Origin of the sequence: Burkholderia sp. 572 (assembly GCF_040545135.1) — a bacterium.
Lineage (GTDB): Bacteria > Pseudomonadota > Gammaproteobacteria > Burkholderiales > Burkholderiaceae > Burkholderia > Burkholderia cepacia.
Genome location: NZ_JBEPLH010000004.1, coordinates 79168 through 103060, shown reverse-complemented (window position 1 = coordinate 103060; position 23893 = coordinate 79168). Strand labels below are relative to the sequence as shown.

The window sequence follows — 23893 nt, the reverse complement described above, 5'->3', positions numbered from 1 at the left end:
GCCGCGAACGCCGTTCGCGGTCCTCGATGGCAGCCAGGCGCAGCCGCGCGCGTGCCGGGCACGGCGCGCACCGGCACGGCCGTCGCATGGCCGGCGACGTTCGCCGCGAAGCGCGGCGATCCGTTGCATCGCGGCCATCTGCGCTTCCGGAAGCGGGCGGGCGCACCGGATGCACTGCATTGCTTCGTGCTCGACTGTTCGGCGTCGATGCTGTCGCACGAGCGGCTCGCACTGGCGAAGGGGCTGATCGTCGCGTATTTCGACCAAGCCGCGCGCGATCGAGTTGAAACCGCGCTGATCTGTTTCGGCGGTGACGGCGCAGCGCGGCGCTTCGGCCCGGCCGTGCCGCGCTGGTGGAATGCGCGCTGGCTCGAACCGGTCGGCGGTGGCGGCGGTACGCCGCTCGCGGACGGCATCGCGGCCGCCGCGCAGTTGCTCGCGCACGCGGCGCGGCGCGATCCGGACAAGCAGCGCTGGCTGTGGGTGCTGTCCGACGGACGCACGCGCGAGATGCCGGCCAAACCCGCGGCGGCCGATCACGTCGTGTTCGTCGACTTCGACGATGCGGCCGTGCGGATCGGGCAAGGCGAGCGGCTGGCCGCCGCGTGGGGCGCGCAGTGGGTGACGGCCGACGCGCTGTGCTCGGGCCGCACCGGCTGATCGCCGGCCGCGGTGCGCTATGATCGCCGCTTCTGCTTCTGCCCACTGGAAAAAACCGCCATGCAAGTACTGGTCGATGCCGACGCGTGTCCCGCCGTCATCAAGGACATGCTGTTTCGCGCCGCGCGTCGTGCCGAAATCCGCGTGACGCTGGTCGCGAACCAGTTCCTGCGCACGCCGCCATCGCCGTTCATCAAGGCGGTGCAGGTGCCGGCCGGCTTCGACGTCGCCGATGCGCGGATCGTCGAGCTGGCGGAAGCCGGCGACCTCGTGATCACCGCCGACATCCCGCTGGCCGCCGCCGTCCTCGACAAGGGCGCGCATGCGCTCGACCCGCGCGGCAACTGGTTCAGCCGCGAGAACATCGAGGAACGCCTGTCGACGCGCGCGATGATGGACCAGTTGCGCAGCGCCGGGATCGACACGGGCGGGCCGGCGCCGTTCAGCGCGCGCGACGGCAAGACGTTTGCATCGCAGTTCGACCGGTTCCTGGCCCGGCACGGCAAGCCCTGAGGCCGGGGACAACGGCCGCGCGTCGTGATCGTCCTGAAGCGGGGGAACACCCGCACGCCATGCGTCGCCATGCCGCACCGTTGAATCCGCATCGAATCGCGTTCATCACCCGGGCCGGGATGCACGTTTGCACCGACGCTGCTATCGTGGCGCAAACGACAACCCAACCCAGGAGCGCACGCGTGACACCGACCCAACTTCTCGTTCCGACCTTCACCCACATGCTGCGCGCACAGACCGCGTGGCTCGACAAGGCCGCCGCGCACCGGCAGGCCGCGGGCGACGCGCCCGACGCGGCGATGACGTTGAAGCTGGCGCCCGACATGTATCCGCTCGCGGCGCAGGTGCGCTTCTCGTGCTTCCAGGCCATGGAGCCCATTCACCGGCTGCGTGGCGAACCGTTGCCGGCTGCACTGCTGGCCTTGCGCGAGGCGGGATGGAATGCGGATGCGCAGCCCGGCTCGCTCGCCGATGCGCAGGCGATCATCGCCGGCACGCTCGCATTTCTCGGCGAACTCGCGCCGGATGCGCTCGACGGCGGCGGCGCGCTGCCGATCGCGCTCGAGTTGCCGAACGGAGTCGCATTCGACATGACAGGCGAACAGTACGCGCGCGACTGGGCTCTGCCGCAGTTCAATTTCCACGCGATCACCGCTTACGCGATCCTGCGCCACCATGGTGTCGAACTCGGCAAGGCCGACTACGTGTCGCACATGCTCGCGTACGTCCGGCCGGGCACGATTCCGCAAGGTTGAACCTCGCAGCGACATGACACGGGCACTCTTCGTCTGCAGCCGCAACCGGCTGCGCAGCCCGACGGCCGAAGCGGTATTCGCCGCGTGGCCGGGTGTCGAAACCGATTCGGCGGGCCTCGCGCCCGATGCGGACACGCACGTGTGCACCGAGCAGCTCGACTGGGCCGACGTCGTGTTCGTGATGGAGCGCGCGCACAAGACCAGGCTGGCCGCGCAATTCGGTACGCATCTGCGGCACAAGAAGGTCGTCTGCCTCGACATTCCCGATCGCTACACGTACATGCAGCCAGAACTCGTCATGCTGCTCGAACGCAAGGCCGGCCCGTTCCTGCGCACGTGACGGGCGCGGGCGGGATCGGCGTCAGCGCAGCCGGCCGTTCGCGATCGCCGAAAAACAGTCGAGCCGCAGCAACTCGATGATCTTGCGCGTCGGCACGCTCGCCCGGAGCGTGTCGAGCCGGTCGACGGTGAACCACTTGCAGCGGGCGATCTCGTTGCTCGCGCGCGGCGTCAGGTGTGCCGGCACGTCGGCCACGAACACGTGGTGGAGCTTCGTCAGCCCGCCGAACTGCACCGCGTAGTCGAGTGCGAGCCCCTCCAGCCGTGTTTCCTCGGCGAGCTCCCGCAGTGCGGCGTCGAGCGGCGTCTCGCCGCGCCGGATCGTGCCGCCCGGCAGCGACCAGCGCGACGCGGTGCGGGCGACCAGCAGCACGCTGCCGTGCTGGCGGCACACGATCGTGGCGCGTTCCTTGATGACGGCGAGGGTGTCCGGCCCGGTACTCATGTTCGGCAAAACAGGTGCTGAATCGTGGAGAAAGTGCGCGTCGGCGGCGCGTTGCCCGGCCGCGGCCGCGACGGCTTGCAGGCAGCCGCAGCGATCCTACCGGTCGTTCATGACAGTTCCGTGCGCGGCGTCGCGCAACGGACGCCGGGTCATGTGTGCGTATAGATCCCGTTGCGCGTCGGCTTCACGTGGCGCGGATGGCGGCGCTTGTGAACGGCACGCCGATGGTGAGGCGGCGGGCTCGCGTGCCGTGCGGCCGGCGCGGTGGCGTGCGGCGCTCCCCCGGGCATCTGCGTCTGTCCCTCGCCGAAGTGGTACGTCTGGGTCTGCGCATGTCCGACACCCAGCGTCGACGCCAGCACGAAGGCCGCCAGCAGCATCCGTTTCATGAATAGTCCGCCTGAATTTTTCGAGATAGAGGTTTCCCGCCAGCTTAGCGAAAGGCGGGGCGCCATCGCAACCGGCCCGTATTCGGTGTCGTCCCCACTTGCGCACGGCGACGTCTTCCGCACGGTCTCAGGGTGCCGCCGGGGTTGACAACATAATTCCCCAGTGTGAATATAAATTCACGCACAAGAATTATTCGTCGAATCCGGACGGTCGCGCCGCAGGCGCCTGGCCTGCCGGAACCGGCAGTCCGATCAACCGGAACCAGGAGCGGGACGCATGGCGGAATACGAGCAGCAGGGCGCGCTGGCGGGATTGCGCATCATCGATCTGTCGCGGGTGCTGGGCGGCCCGTACGCCACGCAGATCCTTGCCGACCACGGCGCGGAGGTGATCAAGGTCGAACCGCCGTCCGGCGACGAAACACGCACGTGGGGGCCGCCGTTCGACGGCGATACCGCGTCGTACTTCCTCGGGGTGAACCGCAACAAGCTCGGCATCGCGCTCGACCTGACGCAACCGGCCGACCGCGAGCGGCTGCTCGGCCTGCTCGACGACGCGGACGCCATCGTCGAGAACTTCAAGATCGGCACGATGGAGCGCTGGGGGCTCGGTTTCGACGCACTGCATGCGCGGTTTCCGCGCCTCGTCCATTGCCGCGTGTCGGGCTTCGGTGCAGACGGCCCGCTCGGCGGGTTGCCCGGCTACGACGCGGCCGTGCAGGCGCTCGCGGGGCTGATGAGCGTCAATGGCGAAGCGGGCGGCGCGCCGCTGCGGGTCGGCGTGCCGATCGTCGATCTCGTCACCGGGCTGAACGCGGCGCTCGGCGTGCTGATGGCGCTGCGCGAGCGCGACGCGAGCGGCCGCGGCCAGTTCGTCGAAGCGACGCTGTTCGACTGCGCGCTGTCGATCCTGCATCCGCACACACCGAACTTCTTCCATTCGGGCAACGCGCCCGTGCGCACCGGCAACGCGCATCCGAACATCACGCCGTACGACAGCTTTCCGACGGCGAGCGTCGACATCTTTCTCGCGGTCGGCAACAACGGGCAGTTCGCGGCGCTGTGCGACGTGCTCGGCACGCGCGACTGGCCCGGCGATCCGCGTTTCGCGGACAACCGCGCGCGCAGCGCGAACCGCGCCGTGCTGCGCACGCTGCTCGAAACGGCGCTCGCCGCGCACGACGGCGCGGCGCTCGCCGAGCAGCTGATGCGCCGCGGCGTGCCGTGCGCGCCGGTGCTCGGGCTCGATGCGGCGCTCGATCATCCGCATGTCGCGCATCGGGAGATGAAGGTCGAGCTGGGCCGGCATCGCGGCATCGCGTCGCCGATCAAGCTCGGCCGCACGCCGGCCACGTACCGGCGGCCGCCGCCCGCGCTGAACGAACACGTGGCGCAGGTATTCGCCGACGCCGGCACGACCGGCTGCGCGACCGAACGCGATAACGACCGCGATAACGCCCCGCGCCGGAACTGACCGGCATCGCGGCCGCCGACGCGTACCGCGCGACCGGCGGCGCTGTACCGCACGACCATTCGAACCCCACGCCGGCCCACCCACGGGCGCACCGGCTGAAGAGGAGACGCATCATGCTTGCATGGATCGGCGCGATCGCCATCGTCGCGCTGTTCGGCCTGATCATCACGAAGCGGCTGTCGCCGCTCGTCGCGCTGATCGTCGTGCCGGTGGCCGCGTCGCTCGCGGCCGGTTTCGGGCTCGCGACCGGCAAGTTCATCGTGCACGGCGTACAGAACATCGGCCCGATCGCCGGGATGTTCGTTTTTGCGATTCTTTTTTTCGGTATCCTCACCGACGCCGGGATGCTCGACCCGATCATCGCGGGCGTGCTGCGCGTGATCGGCTGCCATCCGCCGCGCATCGTGATGGGCTCGGCGCTGCTCGCGCTGCTGATTCACCTCGACGGCTCCGGCGCCGTCACGTTTCTCGTCACGCTGCCCGCGATGATGCCGCTCTATACGCGGCTCGGAATGGATCGGCGCATCCTCGCGTGCGTCGCGTCGATGGCGGCCGGCGTCAATTTCCTGCCGTGGGTCGGGCCGATGCTGCGGGCGTCGGCGGCGCTGCACATTCCCGGTTCCGCGATCTTCATGCCGATGATTCCGGTGCAGATCGTCGGGCTCGTGTTCGTGTTCGGCACCGCGTACGTGCTCGGCGTGCGCGAGGCGAAACGGCTCGGGCTCGATCGTGCCGGCGCGGCACCGCTCGAGATCGCACCGCGTGCGCTGACCGATGCCGAGCGCGCGTTACGCCGGCCGGAACGCTTCCGGATCAATCTCGCGCTGACGCTCGTGGTGCTCGTCACGCTCGTGTCGGGCATCGTCGACCCGATGGTGATGTTCATGCTCGGCACGGTCGCCGCGCTCGTGATCAACTACCCGGACGTGCAGGCCCAGCGCGAGCGGATCGACGCGCATGCGAAGGCCGCGCTGATGATGGCGAGCGTGCTGCTCGCGGCCGGCGCGTTCACCGGCATCATGTCCGGCACCGGGATGCTGAAGGCGATGGCGGACGTGGTGGTCGCGCACGTGCCGGTCGAGCATGCGCGCCACATGCCGTTCGTGCTCGGGCTGCTGTCGATGCCGCTCAGCCTGCTGTTCGACCCCGATTCGTTCTACTTCGGCGTGCTGCCGGTGCTCGCGGAAAGCGCGAAGCTGCTCGGCGTGCCGCCGATCCAGATGGCGCAGGCCGCGCTGCTCGGCCAGATGACGACGGGGTTCCCGGTGAGCCCGCTCACGCCCGCGACGTTCCTGATCGTCGGCCTGACCGGCGTCGAGCTCGCCGAGCATCAGAAATTCACGATTCCGTTCCTGTTCGCCGCCACGGTGCTGATGGTGTTTGCCGCGGTGATCGTCGGCGTGTTTCCGTTGTGAGCGCCCCAGGCCTGCCGCGTCGTGCCGGCGCTCCGACGGGGCGATCCCGCGAGGGAACGTTCCGCCGGGCGCCCCCCCTGGCGCCGCCTGGCATTTTCTTCAGAGCGGCGCGGCCGCTCGGCCTTTTCCCGGAGAGCCATCCATGCAGTTCGACCTGACCGACGACCAGCGCGCAATCGAAAGCGCGATCGAGAAAATCTGTGCGCGCTTCGGCGACGACTACTGGCTCGAACGCGATCGCGCGGGCGGGTTTCCCGCCGATTTCCACGCGGCGCTTGCCGAGGCCGGCTGGCTCGGCATCGCGATGGACCCGGCGCACGGCGGGGCCGGGCTCGGGATGACCGAGGCCGCGCTGATGATGCGCACGATCAGCGCATCGGGAGCCGGCCTGTCCGGCGCATCGGCCGTCCACATGAACATCTTCGGGCTGAACCCGGTGCAGGTGTTCGGCAACGACGCACAGAAGGCGCGTTTCCTGCCGCCGCTGATCGCCGGGCGCGACAAGGCGTGCTTCGCGGTGACGGAACCCGATGCGGGCCTCGACACCACGCACTTGAGCACGCAGGCCCGCCGCGACGGCGACCACTACGTGCTGAGCGGGCGCAAGATCTGGATCTCGACCGCGCAGGTGGCGAACAAGATGCTGATCATCGCGCGCACGACGCCGCTCGACCGGGTCGCGAAGCCGACCGACGGGCTGAGCCTGTTCTACACCGATCTCGACCGGTCGCGCGTCGAGGTGCGCGAGATCGAGAAGATGGGCCGCAAGGCGGTCGATTCGAACATGCTGTTCATCGACAACCTGCGCGTGCCGGAAGGCGACCTGATCGGCAACGAAGGCGACGGCTTCCGTTATCTGCTGCACGGGCTGAATCCGGAACGCATCCTGATCGCGGCGGAGGCGATCGGGCTCGGGCAGGCCGCGCTGCGCCGCGCGACGCAGTATGCGTGCGAGCGCGTCGTGTTCGGCCGGCCGATCGGGCAGAACCAGTCGATCCAGCATCCGCTCGCGCAGGCGTGGATGCAGCTCGAGGCTGCGTGGCTGATGGTGATGAAGGCCGCCACGCGCTACGACGCGGGGCAGCCGTGCGGCGCGGAAGCGAACGCCGCGAAATACCTCGGCGCGGAAGCCGCGTTCCAGGCGTGCCAGACGGCGGTCGCGACGCACGGCGGGATGGGCTACGCGAAGGAATACCATGTCGAACGCTACCTGCGCGAGTGTATGATTCCGAGGCTCGCGCCCGTGAGTCCGCAACTGATCCTGTGCTACATCGCGGAGAAGGTGCTCGGGCTGCCGAAGTCGTACTGACCGTACCGACCCGGCGGCCGGCCCGGCGCGCGGTTTCCCGTTCCGATTCAAGCGCTCGTCATGGACGTCAAACTCGTTGCCCGCACGCTCGACCTGTTCGAGCTGTTCGCCGCCGAACGGCGGCCGCTGCCGCTCACCGAACTCGCGCGCCTGCTCAATGTGCCGGCGTCGAGCTGCCTCGCGATGGCGCGCACGCTCGTGAGCCGCGGTTACCTGTACGAAGTGCGCAGGCGCGGCGGCTACTACCCGACGCGCCGCCTGCAGACGATCGCCGCGGCGATCGACGCGACCGACCCCGTCGTCGACATCGTCCATCCGCATCTCGTCGCGCTGCGCGACGCGAGCCGCGAGACGGCCGTGCTCGGCAAGATCCAGGGCGTGTCGGTCACCTACCTCGACGTCGTCGAATCGGAGCAGGCGATCCGTTATACGCGCGAGCCGGGCGAACTGCGCCCGCTGCATGCGAACTCGATCGGCAAGGCGATCTTCGCGGAACTGGCCGGCGACGCGCAGCAGGCGCTCGGCGCGCAGTTGCCGTTCGAGCGCTTCACCGACGCGACGGTGACGGACCTGCCCGCGCTCGTCGCGCAAACCGCTCGGTTTCGCGAACTCGGCTGGGCCGAGAACTTCGGCGAGAGCGCGCCCGAGCTGTCGGCGATCGCCGTCGCGCTGACGCTCGACGGCGACTGGTACGGGCTGTCGGTGGTCGGGCCGTCCGAGCGGATCCGCCAGCATCGCGATACGCATGCGGCGCTGCTGGTCGATGCGAAGGCCAGGCTGCTCGCCGAGCACGCGCGCGGCTGACCGCGGGCGGGGCGCGCCGGAGGAGGGCCGGCAAGCGAAGCGGGCCGTCCGCAGGCGATCGGGCCGCGATCGCCGTGAACGGCCCCCGATGCGCGCGCAGGCCTAGCGACGGCCGATCCGCGGCATCACGACTTCACCCACACACCGCCCGCACTCGGGTTGTCGCCTTGCGTCCACCATTTCGCGCAGTATTTCGCGCCCTGGTACATCACGCAGGTGCCGCCTGAATACGCGGTGGTCGCCGACCACGTGGCCGTGCCGCCGCCGACCGGTTTCCACACGGCGGCCTGGCCGGGCACGTCGCCCTGCGTCCACCATTGCGCCTGATACGTCGTGCCCTGGTAGGTGACGGTCGCGCCGGCCGTATAGACCTGGCCGGCCGCCCAGGGCGCGCCCGGTTGCGGCGTGCCGCCGTCCGAGCCGCCGCCGTAGTTCGGATCCTGCGTGACGCCCGCGCCCCACTTGCCGTCGAGCTGCCTGAAGATCGTCGCGAACGCGTACGGCTGCTGCGCGACGCCCGAACAGGTTGGCGACGCATAGGTGCCGCCGGACGGGCACGCCTGGTCGCGGCCGACCGACCAGTTGCCGAAGAAGCCGTAGCCGTTGGCGACCGCCGCGTTCAGGACGCTCTGCGCATTCGCGAGCGTGAAGGTTTCGCCCTGCACGTCGTTCACGCCGATCATCGGCGTGACGCCGACCATCTGCCAGAGCTGGGCATGGGTCTTCGGCTGGCCGGCCGACTTGAAGGCCGTATCGAGTTGCGCGTACAGCGCCTGAGCGGCGCTGATCGCGGCCGCCCCCATATCGATGTTCGCGGGGCCGTAGTCCATCGCCATCACGTTCACAGCATCGAACACGGCCTTGTTCGAGATCGCCGCGTTGACGACGTTCAGGCCGTCCTGCGTGAGCCCGGTCGGCATCGTCGGCAGCGTCAGCGTGACGTGCAGCGGCTTGCCTTTCGCCGCATAACTCGCCTGCAGCTGGGCGACGGCCTGGAAGTTGCGCGCGACCGCGGCCGTGTCCAGCTGCGACGCGCCCTCGATGTCGAAGTCGATGTGCGTGAGGCCGTACGTGTCGATCACGGTCTGGTACGCGCCCGCCAGCGCGGGAACCGTCGAGCATGCCTGCATCAGCGGCGTGCCGTTCGCGCCGCCGAACGACACGGCGACTTCGCCGCCTTTCGCGCGATAACTCGCGATCGACGTCGACAGCGCGGTCAGCAGGCCGCCGCTCGCGCCGTTGCCGATCGGCTGCACGCCGCCCCACGACGGCGTACACCCGTTGCCCGCGACCACGAACGCGAGCGTGAACTGCTGGATGCCTTGCCGGACGCCGATCTGGTCGACGAGCGGCGTCGGATAGAGCGTCACGTCGACGTAGGGCGCATAGACACCGGCGCCCTGGGACACGCTCGCCACGGCGAGCAGGCAACCCGCGGCAAGCGCGCGCGGGATGAAACGCGGCAACACATTGTTGTGCATTGTGTTCTCCAAGTGGAAGAGGGATACGCTGGCCCGCGTATCGCCGCCGGTCGGGCGACCAGGCATGCCCGGCCGGCGGCGTGCCCATCTTGGAGGATTCGCGTCGAATAGTGAATGCTTAGTTGTTCTTTTTGTTATTTGATTCTCGATACGTAACGATCTTGCCGATTCGACATCGTTCCGTCATGCATCGGGCGCGGAGCGGGACAAAATTGCCGTCGATTTCGACATGAAATCGACGCTTTCGACGCCCCTTGATGGCCGCCTCGATCATGTAATCACGTGTAATCGCTTTCGACGCATGCGCGGCATAACGTTGTCTGCGAGCGAAGTGCTTTCGCGCGAGGCTCACTCACTCACGACGTCACGTCGTTCCAACCATCAGGAGCTCAACATGCTGGAAAGAATCGTAGCAAAGCAGGCAGTCGGAAGCGTTCAAGGCGGCAATCAGGATTCCTGGATCAACCCGCCTTTCAATGCCCAAATCACGTTTCCGGGCACGTTTTCGACCGCTCCCATCGTGGTCGTGACGGCCCTCCAGGACCCCAACGACGCATCCAGTTATCCGGACACGTTCTCGGTGACGGTGACCAAGGTCACGACGACCGGATTCAACGTCAACATCACCCGCGAAGACAGGGTGTTCCCCAACTACTCGGGCAGCGACTGGGGGCAAAACCTCTACGTTTCGTATATCGCCGAAGTGCCGAGCCAGTAAAACCCGAACCGGAATCACGCGGCCGCTGCCTCTTTCCAACTGCGCCGGTTTCACCGCCGGAAGTTTGACGAGGCAGTTCCGGCGGCCGGCCAGCCGCAGCCATTCACTGCGGCTGGCCGCCATCGGCGTCGCCTGTCGCGCCGCATGCTCCGCGCAGGTTGCTTGCGCAGGCGAGGGCGGTCGAGGCGGTGATGGTGCGTTGTTGGACCCAGGACCCAGGGCTCGCGGCGCAGATCCCGCGATCCTGGCGCCGCAAAGGATCGCGCTCGAAAGCGCCGGCACGGTGGCCTTCCAATGAAAGATGCCGGCATCGACGGCAGGCGGGAGCGCTCGAATCGGTCGGGCAGACCCGCTACGTCCAATGTCCGGGGTATCCGCCGACTGTCGCCATCTGTCCGTCGGGTCGATCGATTCGGAATTCCAACACTGGCTCGCGGCACGCCAAGGACGGGGGCACGGGTGCATCTGCGCCGCTCACGGCCCCGCCATTTTCGTCAGGAAAGTCGAAACATGACAAGCACTCTACACATTCCGGCCGGCTACTTGACGCTCGGCCTGGACTCCACCGGCGCTGTCGTCGAACTCATCGATTCGCGCAGCGGCCGCAACTACATCTCGCCCGGGAAATCCGTCCCGCTCGTCAGGCTCGTGATCAACGGCGTACTGGCGAAACCCGCCGGCGTCCGATGGTCGTCCGCCGACAACACGCTGTCCTTCGTGAATGATGCCGGCCTCGCATTCGAGGTCGATGTCCGCGTCCTGCAGAAAAACGGCTACGCCACTTTTGAAGTCACCCGCGTGTCGACCGATCCCGCTTCGGACGTTCAGACGCTGCTGTGGGGCCCGTTGCCTGTCGCGATCAACCAGACCGTCGGCGAAGCCGCGGGTGTGGTGCGAGACAACGAATTCGCGATCGGCCTCAAGCCGCTCAACGACCGCACCGAAGGCGCGTGGCCCAAGGAATATCCGCAATACGGCTGGGAAAGCGACGTCATCCCCAATCCTTACAACGTGGACGTGGCGGCGCTGGAGCCGTGGTGCGCGGCGGCGAAGACGTCATGGGGGGCCGTGCTGCGCGCCTTCACGTTCGACTATACGCGCCGGCGCGACCGGCTCAATCCCAATGGCTATCCGATCCCGCTCGGCCCGCTCGACAGCGCAGGCTCGGTCATCGGATCGAAGATTGCGCTGTACGGCAGCGCACCGGAGCTCGTGACGACCCTGTTGTCGTTCATTGCCTCGGGTGAAAACCTCCCGTATCCGACCCAGAACGGCCAGTGGCAGAAAGTGGCGCAGGCCAGCGGCCAGTCGTCTTTCGTGCTGGACGATCTCGACACCGGCAATGTCGGCAAGGCAGCCCGATTCGCCAGCAGCGCGGGAATCAACTACATCTACTCGCCACGGAATTTTCGCGGCCCCTGGAAATACACCGGGCATTATCAGTTCGACTTCACCTTCGGCGACAGCGACAGCGGAGCCGAAAAGCTGGTGGAAGCGGCAAAGGAGTACGGCGTCCGCGTCGGCGTCCATACCATGTCGGACTTCATCAGCGTCGGCCAGCCCACCTCCATCGATCCCTACGTTTCGCCGCCCGCGGACCCTCGTCTGGCCTTGGGCGGTCAAGCCGCCTTGTCCCGGCAGTTGAGCATGACGAGCACGATGCTCTACCTGAGCGGATTCGCGCCGGTGCGGGACGGGATCAACGAGCAGATGCTGCGTATCGGCAACGAGTTCATCTCGTTCAACGCGGTCCAAAGGGGCGTCACCGAATGGCAAGTCAGTGGACTGACCCGAGGCCAGTGGGGCTCCGTCCCGGCCGAAGCCGCGCGTGGCACGCCCGTTGCGAGGGTGATCGTGAATTCGTACGGCGGGGCCATCGGCGGCCTCGGCATCATCGACGAGATCGCCACCCGGCTGGGCGCCCTCAGGAACAACGTCGGCATCCGGTCCCACTCCTTCGACGGGGTGGAATCCGCCAGTGATACCGGCTGGGGCAGCTTCGGCATTGCCCGGTTGATCAACGGCACCTACGCCGCCCAGACCGGGCACGACGGATACATCAGCGAGACGAGCCGGATGACCTCGAACGCATGGGACACTCTGACCCGCGCGAGCTGGTCCAACCCGGACGTGGATCAGTTGTACCGCGACAACGCCTTCTACCAGGCCAACTACCTGCCGGGCATGCTTGGATGGTTCGATATCACGGGCGTCTCGTTGACCACGATCGAAACCAGGCTCGCACGCGGCGCGGCGCTCAACGCCGGCATTGGCTTCCAGAGCACGGTGGCATTCCTGCTCTCGGCAGAGTCGACGCCGGATATCCTCGACAAGATCAAGCAGTGGGAAACCGCCAGGAATCTCGGCGCATTCACCGAAAAGCAGAGGGCCGCGCTTCGCGACCAGACGACCTCGTGGACCCTGAGCGCCGTCACCCCCGGGCAACGCTGGTCGTTGCAGCAGGTGAATGCCGACGGCGTCCCGATCGGCGCTCCGCAGACCGTATCGGCACCCACACCGCAACTGGGCCCCGCCGTCCTGCCGGTCGCCACTCAAGGCGCGCTCTACGGAGCGAAAATCACGACGAATACGCCTGCGACCGTCCGCTTCACGGTGACCAACGGGGGTTTGCCCCCAGGCCTCCAGTTCAATCAGGATACGGGCGGGATTATTGGTACGCCGAGGAAGACCGGGCGGTACACGTTTACCGTCACGGCCACGAATGACGGGGGACTGGCTGACGCGCGAGCGGTTTACACCATCGTGGTGCAGTGAGGTATCGAGCAGCCCTCATCGATTTCGCGGGCGAGCGCGCCGGCATTCGGGACGCGCGTCGCGGCGGCAGTGCGGCGCGCGTCATTCCGGCGAGACCCGCGGCATTCGGTGAGGGCGATCAACCGTTCCGGCGAACGTGATCGGTGCGGAAGAGGGTGGCGCGCGGCCGGAGCACCGAAACCACGGGGAAGGTCGATCCGGATCGCTTGACTCGCATCAAGCCGATGCGGGCTGCACAAGCGAGCGCGCGAGTGCGACGAAGCGTTCGACGCACGCCGACGCAAACGGCTCGCTCCACGACATGATCTGCTCGACCGCGCGCGCGCCGGCGAGCGGCACGTACACGACACCCGGACGCCGCAGCGTCGCCGTGAAGCCCGGCACGATCGCGATGCCGCGTTCGGCGGCCACCAGCGACACGAGCGTCGTGATCTGTGCCGCGGTCGCGCCGATGCGCGGCGCGAATCCGGCCTGTGCGCACAGGTCGTCCAGTGCCGCGGCCAATGCCGAGCCATAACCCGGCGGAAAAGTCACGAAGGTTTCGCTCGACAGCGCCGCGACGTCGACGCTCGCGCGGCCGGCGAGCGGATTCGCGGCCGGCACGGCGGCCACGAGCGGTTCACGCGACACGACGAGCGACGCCACCGGCACGCCAGGCGCGTCGCCCCATGCCCAGCCGAAACCGATGTCCATCGTGCCGTCCGCGATCTGCCGGTGCTGGCTGGCGGTCGCCGCCTCGCGGAACGCGAATTCGACGTCGGGCATCGTGCGGCTCGCGGCGCGGATGACGTCCGGGAACGTGTCGGACATCGGAATGGCACTCGCATAGCCGATCACGATTCGTCCGGCGATGCCTTGCGCGAGCTTGCGCGCGCTCGCCTCGGCCTCGGCGGCCGCGCTGACGACGTTGCGCGCCTGTTCGAGAAACGCGGCACCTGCCGGCGTCAGCCGCACCGCGCGCGTCGAACGCTCGAACAGCCGCACGCCGAGCTCGCTTTCCAGCGCGGCGATATGGCGCGTGAGCGGCGGCTGCGCGACGCGCAGGCGCAATGCCGCGCGGCCGAAGTGCAGTTCGTCGGCGACGACCACGAAATAGCGGAGGCGGCGCAGGTCGAGCATTGTTGTCGTTCCGGTATCAATCGCGATGAAAACGGTATTGGCGTGCGCACGGCGCGCTCGTCAGACTGTCGGCATCGACGACCAGGCAGCTCCGATGAACGACAGGACCACGCGCATCGCGTTCTTTCTCTGCGGCTTCGCCGCGTTTCTCAATCTGTATTCGACGCAGGGCATCCTGCACGAACTCGCGGCCACCTTCGGCGTCAGCGCGGAGCGCGCGGGGCAGGGCGTGAGCGCCACCACGACGGCCGTCGCCATTATCGCGCCGTTCGTCGGCGTGCTGGCCGCGCGCATCGAGCGGCGCATCGCGATCTCGCTCGCGGCGATGGCCGTCGCGCTGCCGGTCGTGTGGTCCGCGCATGCGGCAGGTTTCGCGTCGTTTCTCGGCGCGCGCTTTGCCGCCGGCCTGGTCATGCCGTTCGTCTTCGCGCTGTCGATCGCGTACATCGCCGAGCGCTTCGATCGCGGCACGTCGGCCGAGATCAGCGCGCTGTTCGTCGCCGGCACGACGCTCGGCGGTTTCGCCGGGCGCTTCGCGACCAACCTGATGACGTCGATGTGGGGCTGGCGGCATGCGCTCGACGTCGTCGCGGCGCTGTGTCTCGTCACGGGCGTCGCGATCTACGCGAGCCTGCCGGCGTCCGGTGCGATCGCGCGGCGTGTCGAACCCGACACGGAGGCCGGTGCGGAGCCGGCCTGGCGCATCGTCACGCGCGGCCCGCTGCTCGCGTCGTTCGCGATCGGCGCGTGCGTGCTCGCGTCGCAGGTCGCGACGTTCACGTTCGTCGGCCTGCGCCTGGCCCGCGCGCCGTTCGGCTTCGGCACGGTCGGGATCGGCGCGATCTACGCGGTGTTCCTGGTGGCGGTGGTCGTGACGCCGCTGGCAGGGCGCCTCGCGCGGCATCGCGGCCCGCGCGCACCGGGGCTTGCCGCGGCCGCGCTCGCGATCGGCGGAGCGCTGCTCACGCTGTCCGACCACGTGCCGGTGATCCTGGCCGGCCTCGCGCTCGGCTCGACCGCCGTGTTCGTCGAACAGGCGTCGGCCAACACGTTCATTTCGCAGGCGGCGTCGAGCGCGCGCTCGACGGCGATCGGCATCTACCTGTCCTGCTATTACTTCGGCGGCAGCCTCGGCTCGATCCTGCCGGTGCCCGGCTGGCACCGGTGGGGATGGGCCGGCTGCGTCGCGTTCGTGGTCGCTGCGCAGGCCGTCGTCGGCGTGCTCGTGTATCGGTTCTGGGGGGCGGGCGGCACGGCGTATGTCGGCGCGCACGGCGTCAGGCCGGCGCGCTGACCGGGTTCAGCGATACCAGCGCGGCGTATAGACCCACTCGCGACCCTCGCCGATCGCGAAGCGGCGCGTCGTCGACGATCCGACGATCACCATCGTGCGCATGTCGACCTGGTCGCTGCGCAATGCACCGAGCGTCGTCGTCGCGAGCGTCGCGCCCGGCCGGCCGATGTCGCGGCCCAGCACGACCACCGTATCGGCCGTGCGATGCGCGCGCACGACATCGAGCGCGCGATCGAGCTGCCACGGCCGCGCGCGCGAGATCGGGTTGTAGAACGCCATCACCAGATCGGCTTGCGCCGCATGCCGCAGGCGCGTCTCGATCACGTCCCACGGCTTCAGGTTGTCCGACAGCGAGATCGCACAGAAATCGTGGCCGAGCGGCGCGCCGGCCTGGGCGGCCGTCGCGAGCGACGCCGAGATGCCGGGCTCCACGCGCAGGTCGACTGCGGCCCAGTGCGGGTCGCGCGCTTCGTCGAGCGCCTCGAGCACGGCCGCGGCCATCGCGAACACGCCCGGGTCGCCGGACGACACGACCGCGACGCGCCGGCCCTCGGCCGCGAGTTCGAACGCATGGCGCGCGCGCTGCATCTCCTCGCGATTGTCGGTGCCGTGCACGCGCTGGTCGTCGCGGAACGGGCCGGCCATGTTCACGTAGGTGGTGTAGCCGAGGATGTCGGTCGCGTCCGCGAGCGCGGCGCGCGCGGCCGGCGTGAGCCACGCGGCGCCGCCCGGGCCGAGCCCGAGCACCGTCAGGCGGCCGCGCGCACGGCCGAGCGTGGCGGGATCGACCGGATGCGCCGCGACCGCGCATGCGATGCCGTTCGTCGTGGCCCGCAGCGTGTGCGCGACACGCAACGCGCGGCCGAGCAGCGCGGCCGCGTCGGCCGGTGCGCCGCCGTCACCGTCGCCGTCTGAATCGACGAAACGAAGCGGTACGTCGAGCGTGTGCGCCGCATCCTCCAGCGCGGCATCGCCGATCGCCGCTGCGGGCGCCACGATGGCCGCGAGCGCCAGCCGGGCGAGACCGTGCGCGTCGAGCGATGCCGCGATGCGCGCCGCGAGCGCGCCATCCGCGCAAACAGCGTCCGCATCGACGCCCACCACCACGCTGCGCGGATGAATCACGAGCTCGTCATGCGTGCCGCGCCAGGCTTCGGGCGTCACGCGGATCGCGTGCGCCGCGGCGTCGTCGCGCGGCAACGCGACATCGTCGAGCCACGGCGCCGCGCCGTCGATGCGCGTCGACGCACCCGCGAGCAGATCGGACACGAAGCGCTTGCCCTGGGCGAGATCGGCGAGTGCATAGCCTTCCGGCGGATTGAGCACGCACGCGCCGAAGCGCAGTTCGCCGCTCGTCGTGATCGCCGGCGCGACGCCGACGCAGGCGGCGATTTCGCGCGCCATCACGTTGACGCCCGTCAGGCCGCCGAGCAGCGGCACGACCGCCGAACCGTCTTCCGCCACCGCGAGCACGGGCGGTTCGACGCCCTTGTCGGCAAGCGCCGGAGCGATGCAGCGGATCACGATGCCGGCCGCGCACAGCGCGACGATTGGCAGGCCGCGTGCATAGAGTTCGCGCAAGTGCGCGCCGAGATCATCGAACGGCACGTCGGCGGCGACGCGCGACGCGAGGCCGTGCACGCGCGCCCCCGGATAACGCGCCTGGATGCGCCGCGCGGTATCGAGCGCGCCCGCGCCGAGGATCACGATCGCGGGCGGGGTCGTCATCCTTGCCATTTTTCCCCCGGCACGACGAGCAGCGAGAAATACGGCGACGCCATCGGATCGACTTCATCGAGCGGCACGATGCGCTGGCTCGCCATCGTCGCGCGCTCGACATACAGCGCGCGCTTCGCGAGCCCCAGCTCGTCGAGCACGCGCCGCACCTTGTCGAAATTGCGGCCGAGCTTCATCACGACGGCCGCATCGGCCTGCGCGAGCCGCGTGCGCAACTCGTGTTCGGGCAGCACGCCCGACAGCACCGACAGGCTCTGGTTGCGATAGACGAGCGGCTGGCCGAGCACGGCGGTGCCGCCTAGCATCGCGCACACGCCGGGGATCACCTCGGTGTCGTAACGCGGTGCGAGGCGGTCGTGCAGGTACATGTACGAGCCGTAGAAGAACGGGTCGCCTTCGCAGATCACCGCGACGTCGCGCCCCGCATCGAGGTGCGCACCGACGACCCCGGCGGCCGTGTCGTAGAAATCGGCGATCACCGTCTCGTAGCAGAGCGGCGGCGGCAGTGCCTCGGTCGTCACCGGATAGACGAGCGGCAGTTGCGTCTGCCCGTCCCGCAGGTGCGCCTCGACGATGCCGTATGCATTGCCTTTCTTGCCCTTCGCGACGAAATACGCGACCACGGGCGCGGCCTGCAGCACGCGCAGCGCCTTGATCGTCATCAGTTCGGGATCGCCGGGGCCGACGCCGACCCCGAACAGGCGTCCGCGCGCGGTCGTCATTCGACCTCCGTCGCGAGTGCGTTGACCGCCGCAGCGGCCATCGCGCTGCCGCCGCGGCGGCCGAGCAGCGTGACGTACGGGACGCCGCGGCTGTCGGCATCGAGCAGCGCCTTCGATTCGGCCGCACCGATGAAGCCGACCGGGAAACCGAGGATCAGGGCGGGGCGCGGCGCGCCGGCGTCGATCATGTCGAGCAGGTGAAACAGCGCGGTCGGCGCATTGCCGATCACGACGACGCTGCCGGCGAGCTGCGGACGCCACAGTTCGAGCGCGGCGGCCGAACGCGTGTTGCCGAGATCCCGCGCGAGATCGGGCACTTCCGGCTCGCCGAGCGTGCAGATCACGCGGTTGCCGGCCGGCAGCCGCGCGCGCGTGATGCCTTCGGCGACCATGCGCGCGTCGCACAGGATCGGCGCGCCGGTTGCGAGCGCCGTGCGGCCCGCCGTGCCGGCACCGGCCGAGAAGCGCAGGTCGTAGACGACGTCGACCATCCCGCACGCATGGATCACGCGCACCGCGAGTTTCTCGAGGTCGGGCGGAACCTGCGACAGGTCGGCCTCGGCGCGGATCGTCGCGAACGACTGGCGGTAGATTTCCTGCCCGTCGCGAATGTAGTCAAGCATCGGTGGTGTCCTGGCTGTGCCGCGCGCCCGTCAGTCGGGCCGCGGCCTGGTCAATCGTCAGATGGCGCGCGAGCGGGGCGCCGAGGCCCGCGGCCGCATCGCGCCGGTAAAGGTCGTAGTGCGCGGGCGCAACCGCGACGAGCGTGTGCGTCGCGGGATGCGGCAGCGCGCAATGGCGCTCGCAGCCGGTCAGGTGCACGTCGACCGCATGGCCGATGCGCGCGGCGAGCGCGAGCGCGTCGTGTTTCGTGTCGGCGCGCGCTTTCGCGCAGCCCGCGCTGCCGGTGCACGCGACGAGCGACGCCAGCGGGTCGGACGACGCGCAGACGAGGCCGAGCGATGCCAGCGCATCGAGCGTGACCGGCGCGCGTTCACGCGGGACGCGATGCATGAACACGCCTTGCCAGGGCGTCATCGACAGCGTGCCGTCGCCGTCGGTTTCGGCCAGCGCGGCGAGCCGTTCCAGTTGCGTGGCGTCGAGCCGGCCGAGCGGGAATTGCGCGCCGACGTGGCAGCGCGCGGTATCGCGCGACGGATGTACGCCGAAACGCAGCGCCGGATCGGTGCGCGCGCGGCGCCAGCCGGCGAGCGCCGGATCGGCCGCAAGCGCGAACGGCACATAGTGCTGCGCGCGTTCGAGCAACGCGCGTTCGCCGCAGGTCGCGAGCAGGGCACGCATCCGCGTGACGTCCGCCGGCGCGAGATCGAGGAACGCGAGCAGCAGCGCGCGGACCAGCGCGACACCTTGATCGGGCGCGACATCGACCGAGGCCGGTCGGTCGTCGTGCGCGACCGGCGGGCAGCCGGCCAGCCCGGCCGCGATGCGCACCGCACCGTCGCCGCGACGCCATGCGGCGAGCCAGATGTCGTGCGGATGATCGAGCGCCGCAACCGATTCGCCGCCGTCGAGCTGGATCGAGAATTTCGGCGACAGCTCGCCACGGCGCGGCTCGCGCGCCAGCATGTCGAGGAGCGGCGCGGCGAGCGCGCGGCCGTCGACGAGGGCGGCGGGGTCGTCGCCGGCGAGCGGGCTGAGCATCACGTTGCGGACGTCGTCGCTCGCGGCGAGCGCGGCGGTATCGGCGACGGCATCCGCGGTGGCGTCGACGGACGGGCCGAGGCCCGCGTCGAGCAACGCGCGTATCAGTGTGTCGGCCGCGTCGTCGCGAATGCCGCGCAGCTGGAGATTCGCGCGATTGGTCGCGTCGATCGCACCGGAGCCGCAGGCACGCGCGGCGGCGGCGATCGCGCGCGCCTGACGCGCATCGAGCCGGCCGCCGGGCAGCTTGATCCGGCACAGCCCGCCGTCGGCGGCCGCGACCACGCGCACGAGCCCCGGGCAAGCCGACGGGCGCACGACGGGCGACGCAGGAATCGAATCGGGGGCGGAACTCACGGGGTACCGGGGCAGTGTCGCGCCGCGGCCAACGCGTCGGTACACCCCGCCCGACGCCGACTGGCACGCACGCACTTTCTGGCCGGCAGGTCTCCTGGCTGACAGGTCGGCGCCGGCTCCCGGCCTTCCCGGTGAAACCAGTGGCATGAGGGGGAGATCGGCTCGCTGTCTACAGTTGCGGGGGCAGCCACAGCGGCGCGTGGTGCGCCCTGTGTTCCCTCTTCGGCCCCGAAGGGCACCGGCGAACGAACGGCCGTAGGATACCCGATTTTCGCGACGATCCGGCATCGGCGGTACGTCGCGCAACCGCGTCGCAGCATGGCCGCAGACGGTTTTGCGCTGTCTCGCAAATGGTAGGATTGGCGCCTCGACATCAGATCGGCGACCGCCGGCATCCGCCATGAAACTCGGCAGGACGGAACTGTTCGGCATGGGCATCGCACTGGGCCTGCTGGCCATCCCCGCATGGGTCCTGCTCGCGTGCGTGCTGATCCCGCTTGCACCGTCGGCCGAGTGGCCGAAGAATGTCGGGCTCGCCGGCCTCGGCGTGCCGATCGTCGCGGGCGGCACGCTCCTGTACAGGAAAAGCGGGGCGCGGCCGCTCATGTGGCTGCTGCTCGGCTGGCTGCTGATCGCGTCGATCGGCGGCATGGTTCTGGCCGTGCTGACGTTTGTCGTCGGCGTGCCGCTCGGGTGACGTCGCCGCTGCATCGCACCGAAGGGCGTGCGTGGCGCGAAAGCGGATCGGGATCAGCAACGGATCAACGCGCGGCGCTCCGGCAGCCGCGCATCGCAACAAACGGGATGGAATCGAACGATGGGGAAGGGTGCATGACGGCGTGGCTGACGGTAGTGGGCATCGGCGACGACGGTTACGCGGGGCTCGGCCGCAGCGCGCGCCGCGCGCTGCTCGACGCGACGCTCGTCGTCGGCGCGAAGCGGCATCTCGACATGCTGCCCGCAAGGCTGCCGGCCGCGCGCGAAGCGTGGCCGTCGCCGTTCGACCTTGCGGGCGTGCTTGCACGGCGCATGTCGCCCGTCTGCGTGCTCGCAAGCGGCGACCCGATGCTGTTCGGCGTCGGCGCCACGCTCGCGCGCTCGCTGTCCCCTGACGAATGGCGCGTGCTGCCCGCGCCGTCGTCGCTGTCGCTGGCGGCCGCACGCCTCGGCTGGGCACTGCAGGATGTCGGCGCGGTCTCGCTCGTCGGCCGTCCGCTTGCGGCGCTCGCGCGCCACCTGCTGCCGGGCCGTCGCCTGTTCGTGCTGAGCGCCGACGGCCGGACGCCGGCCGCCGTCGCCGCCGAACTCGTCGCACGCGGCTTCGGGCCGACGCGCATCAGCGTGTTCGAGCATCTGGGCGGCCCGCTCGAGCGGCGTCTCGACGGGCTCGCGCAGGACTGGCGCGTCGATGAAACGGCCGCGCTCAATCTGGTCGCGCTCGACTGCCGGGCCGGCCCCGACGCGCCGCGCCGCGCGCTCACGCCCGGCCTGCCCGACGATGCGTACCGCCACGACGGCCAGCTCACCAAGCGCGACCTGCGCGCGATGACGCTCGGCCGTCTCGCGCCCGTGCCCGGCGAGCTGTTGTGGGACGTCGGCGCCGGCAGCGGCTCGATCGGCATCGAATGGATGCGCGCGCATCCGTCATGCCAGGCGATCGCGATCGAAGCGCATGCGGAGCGGCAGCGCTTCATCGAGCACAACCGCGACGCGCTCGGCGTGCCGGGCCTGCAACTCGTCGCGGGCCGCGCACCCGATGCGCTCGCGGGGCTCGCCGCGCCCGACGCGATCTTCATCGGCGGCGGGGCGACCGCGGCCGGCGTGCTCGACGCGTGCTGGGCATCGCTGAAGCCCGGCGGCCGGCTGGTCGCGAACGCGGTCACGCTGCAGGGCGAACTGGCGCTCGCCGCATGGCGCGAGACGCATGGCGGCACGCTCACGCGCGTGTCGCTCGCGCATGCCGAGCCGCTCGGCCGCTTCGACACCTGGCGTCAGCCGCTGCCGGTCACGCTGTACGACGTGCGCAAGCCGGACACGGTCGACATGGCCGACACGGCGGCTTCGCCGGCCACGACGCATACAACGGACGCGTGATGCGCGACGAAACCCCCGAACAGCCCGCGCCGCTACGCTTCGGCTACACGACCGGCAGTTGCGCGACCGCGACGTCGCTCGCCGCCGCGCGGCTGCTGCTCGCGGGGCGTGCGGACGACGCGGTCGAGATCGTGCTGCCGAAGGGGCAGCGCGTGATGATGCGGCTCGAGTTCTGCCGGACGACGGCCGACGGCGCGGAAGCCGGCACGATCAAGGATGCCGGCGACGATCCGGACGTCACGCACGGCGCGCTGATCTTCGCGCGTGTCGCGCTCGCGGCGGCGCCCGGCGTGCGTTTTCATGCGGGGCCGGGTGTCGGCACGGTCACGCGCGCGGGGCTGACGCTGCCGGTCGGCGAACCGGCGATCAACCCGGTGCCGCGCCAGATGATGACGACGCACCTGGAAGCGCTGGCGGCCGAGCATGGGTATGCGGGCGGCTTCGACGTGACGATCGGCGTCGAGGGCGGCGAGGCGCTCGCGCTGAAGACGATGAACCCGCGCCTCGGCATCGTCGGCGGGTTGTCGATCCTCGGCACGACCGGCATCGTGCGGCCGTTCTCGTGCTCGGCCTACATCGCGTCGATCCATCAAGGCATCGACGTCGCGCGGGCGAACGGCATCACGCATATCGCCGCGTGCACGGGCAACGCAAGCGAGGATGCGATGCGCGCGCACTACCACCTGCCCGACATGGCGCTGATCGAGATGGGCGATTTCGCGGGCGCGGTGCTCAAGCACCTGCGGCGCGCGCCGGTCGCGCGGCTGTCGATGTGCGGCGGCTTCGGCAAGCTCAGCAAACTCGCGGCCGGCCATCTCGACCTGCACAGCCGCCATTCGAGCATCGACCTGCCGCTGCTCGCGCAGTGGGCGGCCGAGGCCGGCGCCAGCGACGCGCTCCAGGCGGCGATGCGCGCCGCGAACACGAGCCAGGAAGCGCTGAAGCTCGCACACGCCGACGGTGTGCCGCTCGGAGATCTCGTCTGCGCGCATGCGCTGCGCGTCGCGCGCGACATCGTGCCGCCGTCGGTTGCGGTCGAGATGTTCGCGATCGACCGGCAGGGCCGCTTCGTCGGGACAGCGCGATGAGCGCCCGCATCCTGCTGCTCGGCGGCACCGGCGACGCACTGAAGATCGCGCGCGCGCTCGGCCCGCATCATGTCTATAGTCTCGCCGGCCTCGGCAAGACACCCGACGACTTGCGCTGCGACGTGCGGGTCGGCGGTTTCGGCGGCGCGGCCGGGCTGGCCGCTTATCTGCGCGACGCCGGCATCGGCCTCGTGATCGACGCGACGCATCCGTATGCCGCGCAAATCAGCGCGAATGCCGCCGCCGCGGCGCGTGAAGCGGGCGTGCCGCTGTGGGCGCTGCGCCGCGCGCCGTGGTCGCCGCAACCCGGCGACGACTGGCGCATGGTCGACGACTGGGCCGGCATCGAAGCCGCGCTCGCGCCGTTCCGGCGGCCGCTGTTCACGCTCGGTCGCGAACCGCTCGCACATCTCGACGCGATCCCGCCGCACCAGTTCTGGCTCGTGCGCTGCCTCGACCCGCATCCCGGCAACGCGCGTGCGCAGGTCGCCGCCGCGCGCGGGCCGTTCACGCTCGACGGCGAGCGCGCGCTGTTCGCGCTGGCGGGCATCGACGTCGTCGTCAGCAAGAACAGCGGTGGCGCGGCCACCGAAGCCAAGCTCGACGTCGCGCGCGAACGCAGGCTGCCGGTCGTGATGCTGCGCCGGCCGCCGCTGCCCGACGCCGACCGCGCGTTCGACTCGGCCGCGGCGCTCATCGACGCGCTCGATCCGGCCGCGCGCGCATGACGCCGCGCGGCCGGT

General features: G+C 69.9%; 23 protein-coding genes and 1 riboswitch. Of the genes, 15 read left to right on the top strand and 8 right to left on the bottom strand.

Features of this window, described 5'->3' with window-relative positions:
• The first annotated feature begins 51 nt into the window (after positions 1 to 51).
• From ABIC51_RS09050 to ABIC51_RS09035, 4 genes are all read left to right on the top strand, one after another.
• Entirely contained in the window at positions 52 to 660 is a 609-nt protein-coding gene (locus ABIC51_RS09050; protein ID WP_175899810.1) for a vWA domain-containing protein, read from the top strand.
• Between the two features lie 60 nt (positions 661 to 720).
• Positions 721 to 1173 (top strand): YaiI/YqxD family protein, encoded by a 453-nt coding sequence (locus ABIC51_RS09045; protein ID WP_354006415.1) that lies wholly within the window; start codon positions 721 to 723, stop codon positions 1171 to 1173.
• A gap of 182 nt (positions 1174 to 1355) precedes the next feature.
• Positions 1356 to 1928 carry a DUF1993 domain-containing protein gene (locus tag ABIC51_RS09040; RefSeq protein WP_027787423.1) on the top strand — a complete coding sequence of 191 codons (573 nt, stop codon included), beginning with the start codon at positions 1356 to 1358 and terminating at the stop codon, positions 1926 to 1928.
• A 13-nt stretch (positions 1929 to 1941) separates the two neighbouring features.
• Complete coding sequence (locus ABIC51_RS09035; protein WP_124838891.1) at positions 1942 to 2268, top strand: low molecular weight protein tyrosine phosphatase family protein; 327 nt, start codon at positions 1942 to 1944, stop codon at positions 2266 to 2268.
• Between the two features lie 21 nt (positions 2269 to 2289).
• On the opposite strand, the gene ABIC51_RS09030 is transcribed toward ABIC51_RS09035, so the two are convergent.
• Positions 2290 to 2712: an NUDIX hydrolase gene (locus ABIC51_RS09030; RefSeq protein WP_059710208.1), complete on the bottom strand. Its 423-nt coding sequence runs from the start codon at positions 2710 to 2712 to the stop codon at positions 2290 to 2292.
• Between the two features lie 149 nt (positions 2713 to 2861).
• Positions 2862 to 3101: a hypothetical protein gene (locus ABIC51_RS09025; RefSeq protein ID WP_027787420.1), complete on the bottom strand. Its 240-nt coding sequence runs from the start codon at positions 3099 to 3101 to the stop codon at positions 2862 to 2864.
• 277 nt (positions 3102 to 3378) lie between these two features.
• Between ABIC51_RS09025 and ABIC51_RS09020 the strand changes: the two genes are divergently transcribed.
• From ABIC51_RS09020 to ABIC51_RS09005, 4 genes are all read left to right on the top strand, one after another.
• Positions 3379 to 4575, top strand: coding sequence for a CaiB/BaiF CoA transferase family protein (locus ABIC51_RS09020; RefSeq protein WP_027787419.1), 1197 nt, complete (start codon positions 3379 to 3381; stop codon positions 4573 to 4575).
• A 113-nt stretch (positions 4576 to 4688) separates the two neighbouring features.
• Positions 4689 to 5990 carry a CitMHS family transporter gene (locus tag ABIC51_RS09015; RefSeq protein ID WP_060084866.1) on the top strand — a complete coding sequence of 434 codons (1302 nt, stop codon included), beginning with the start codon at positions 4689 to 4691 and terminating at the stop codon, positions 5988 to 5990.
• 142 nt (positions 5991 to 6132) lie between these two features.
• Entirely contained in the window at positions 6133 to 7299 is a 1167-nt protein-coding gene (locus tag ABIC51_RS09010) for an acyl-CoA dehydrogenase family protein (RefSeq protein ID WP_021160073.1), read from the top strand.
• Positions 7300 to 7359: 60 nt separating this feature from the next.
• Complete coding sequence (locus ABIC51_RS09005; protein ID WP_124544980.1) at positions 7360 to 8103, top strand: IclR family transcriptional regulator; 744 nt, start codon at positions 7360 to 7362, stop codon at positions 8101 to 8103.
• Between the two features lie 125 nt (positions 8104 to 8228).
• Here ABIC51_RS09005 and ABIC51_RS09000 read toward each other — a convergent pair whose 3' ends face one another.
• On the bottom strand, positions 8229 to 9584 hold the full coding sequence (locus ABIC51_RS09000) for a chitinase (RefSeq protein ID WP_059700229.1): 1356 nt from the start codon (positions 9582 to 9584) through the stop codon (positions 8229 to 8231).
• 229 nt (positions 9585 to 9813) lie between these two features.
• On the opposite strand from ABIC51_RS09000, the gene ABIC51_RS08995 reads away from it, so the two are divergent.
• Positions 9814 to 10302: an H-type lectin domain-containing protein gene (locus tag ABIC51_RS08995; protein ID WP_124671876.1), complete on the top strand. Its 489-nt coding sequence runs from the start codon at positions 9814 to 9816 to the stop codon at positions 10300 to 10302.
• 510 nt (positions 10303 to 10812) lie between these two features.
• Positions 10813 to 13077 carry an Ig domain-containing protein gene (locus tag ABIC51_RS08990; protein WP_354006414.1) on the top strand — a complete coding sequence of 755 codons (2265 nt, stop codon included), beginning with the start codon at positions 10813 to 10815 and terminating at the stop codon, positions 13075 to 13077.
• 216 nt (positions 13078 to 13293) lie between these two features.
• Here ABIC51_RS08990 and ABIC51_RS08985 read toward each other — a convergent pair whose 3' ends face one another.
• Positions 13294 to 14196, bottom strand: a complete 903-nt coding sequence (locus ABIC51_RS08985; RefSeq protein ID WP_354006413.1) for a LysR substrate-binding domain-containing protein — start codon at positions 14194 to 14196, stop codon at positions 13294 to 13296.
• Positions 14197 to 14290: 94 nt separating this feature from the next.
• Here ABIC51_RS08985 and ABIC51_RS08980 point away from each other — a divergent pair, with 94 nt between their 5' ends.
• On the top strand, positions 14291 to 15490 hold the full coding sequence (locus tag ABIC51_RS08980) for an MFS transporter (RefSeq protein ID WP_354006412.1): 1200 nt from the start codon (positions 14291 to 14293) through the stop codon (positions 15488 to 15490).
• A 6-nt stretch (positions 15491 to 15496) separates the two neighbouring features.
• Here the strand turns inward: ABIC51_RS08980 and cobJ are convergent, their stop codons facing one another.
• Genes cobJ through cobG form a run of 4 tightly spaced genes read right to left on the bottom strand, consistent with a single transcriptional unit; the run spans position 15497 to position 19929 of the window.
• Positions 15497 to 17218, bottom strand: a complete 1722-nt coding sequence (cobJ, locus tag ABIC51_RS08975) for a precorrin-3B C(17)-methyltransferase (RefSeq protein ID WP_354006411.1) — start codon at positions 17216 to 17218, stop codon at positions 15497 to 15499.
• Positions 17215 to 17949 carry a precorrin-2 C(20)-methyltransferase gene (locus ABIC51_RS08970; RefSeq protein WP_027787411.1) on the bottom strand — a complete coding sequence of 245 codons (735 nt, stop codon included), beginning with the start codon at positions 17947 to 17949 and terminating at the stop codon, positions 17215 to 17217. Before ABIC51_RS08970 ends, cobJ begins: the two co-directional genes overlap by 4 nt.
• The gene (locus ABIC51_RS08965; protein ID WP_059623562.1) at positions 17946 to 18572 is read right to left on the bottom strand and encodes a precorrin-8X methylmutase; all 627 of its coding nucleotides are present in this window, start codon (positions 18570 to 18572) and stop codon (positions 17946 to 17948) included. The genes ABIC51_RS08970 and ABIC51_RS08965 overlap by 4 nt, the downstream gene beginning before the upstream one ends.
• Positions 18565 to 19929, bottom strand: coding sequence for a precorrin-3B synthase (gene cobG / locus ABIC51_RS08960; protein WP_354006476.1), 1365 nt, complete (start codon positions 19927 to 19929; stop codon positions 18565 to 18567). Before cobG ends, ABIC51_RS08965 begins: the two co-directional genes overlap by 8 nt.
• A gap of 106 nt (positions 19930 to 20035) precedes the next feature.
• A riboswitch (cobalamin riboswitch) is annotated at positions 20036 to 20226 on the bottom strand.
• Between the two features lie 142 nt (positions 20227 to 20368).
• On the opposite strand from cobG, the gene ABIC51_RS08955 reads away from it, so the two are divergent.
• From ABIC51_RS08955 to ABIC51_RS08940, 4 genes are all read left to right on the top strand, one after another.
• Positions 20369 to 20665: a hypothetical protein gene (locus ABIC51_RS08955; protein ID WP_146252710.1), complete on the top strand. Its 297-nt coding sequence runs from the start codon at positions 20369 to 20371 to the stop codon at positions 20663 to 20665.
• 134 nt (positions 20666 to 20799) lie between these two features.
• Positions 20800 to 22062, top strand: coding sequence for a precorrin-6y C5,15-methyltransferase (decarboxylating) subunit CbiE (gene cbiE, locus ABIC51_RS08950; protein ID WP_175899792.1), 1263 nt, complete (start codon positions 20800 to 20802; stop codon positions 22060 to 22062).
• Complete coding sequence (locus ABIC51_RS08945; protein ID WP_060196421.1) at positions 22062 to 23150, top strand: cobalt-precorrin-5B (C(1))-methyltransferase; 1089 nt, start codon at positions 22062 to 22064, stop codon at positions 23148 to 23150. Before cbiE ends, ABIC51_RS08945 begins: the two co-directional genes overlap by 1 nt.
• Complete coding sequence (locus ABIC51_RS08940) at positions 23147 to 23878, top strand: cobalt-precorrin-6A reductase (RefSeq protein WP_060196418.1); 732 nt, start codon at positions 23147 to 23149, stop codon at positions 23876 to 23878. The genes ABIC51_RS08945 and ABIC51_RS08940 overlap by 4 nt, the downstream gene beginning before the upstream one ends.
• Positions 23879 to 23893 lie beyond the last annotated feature (15 nt).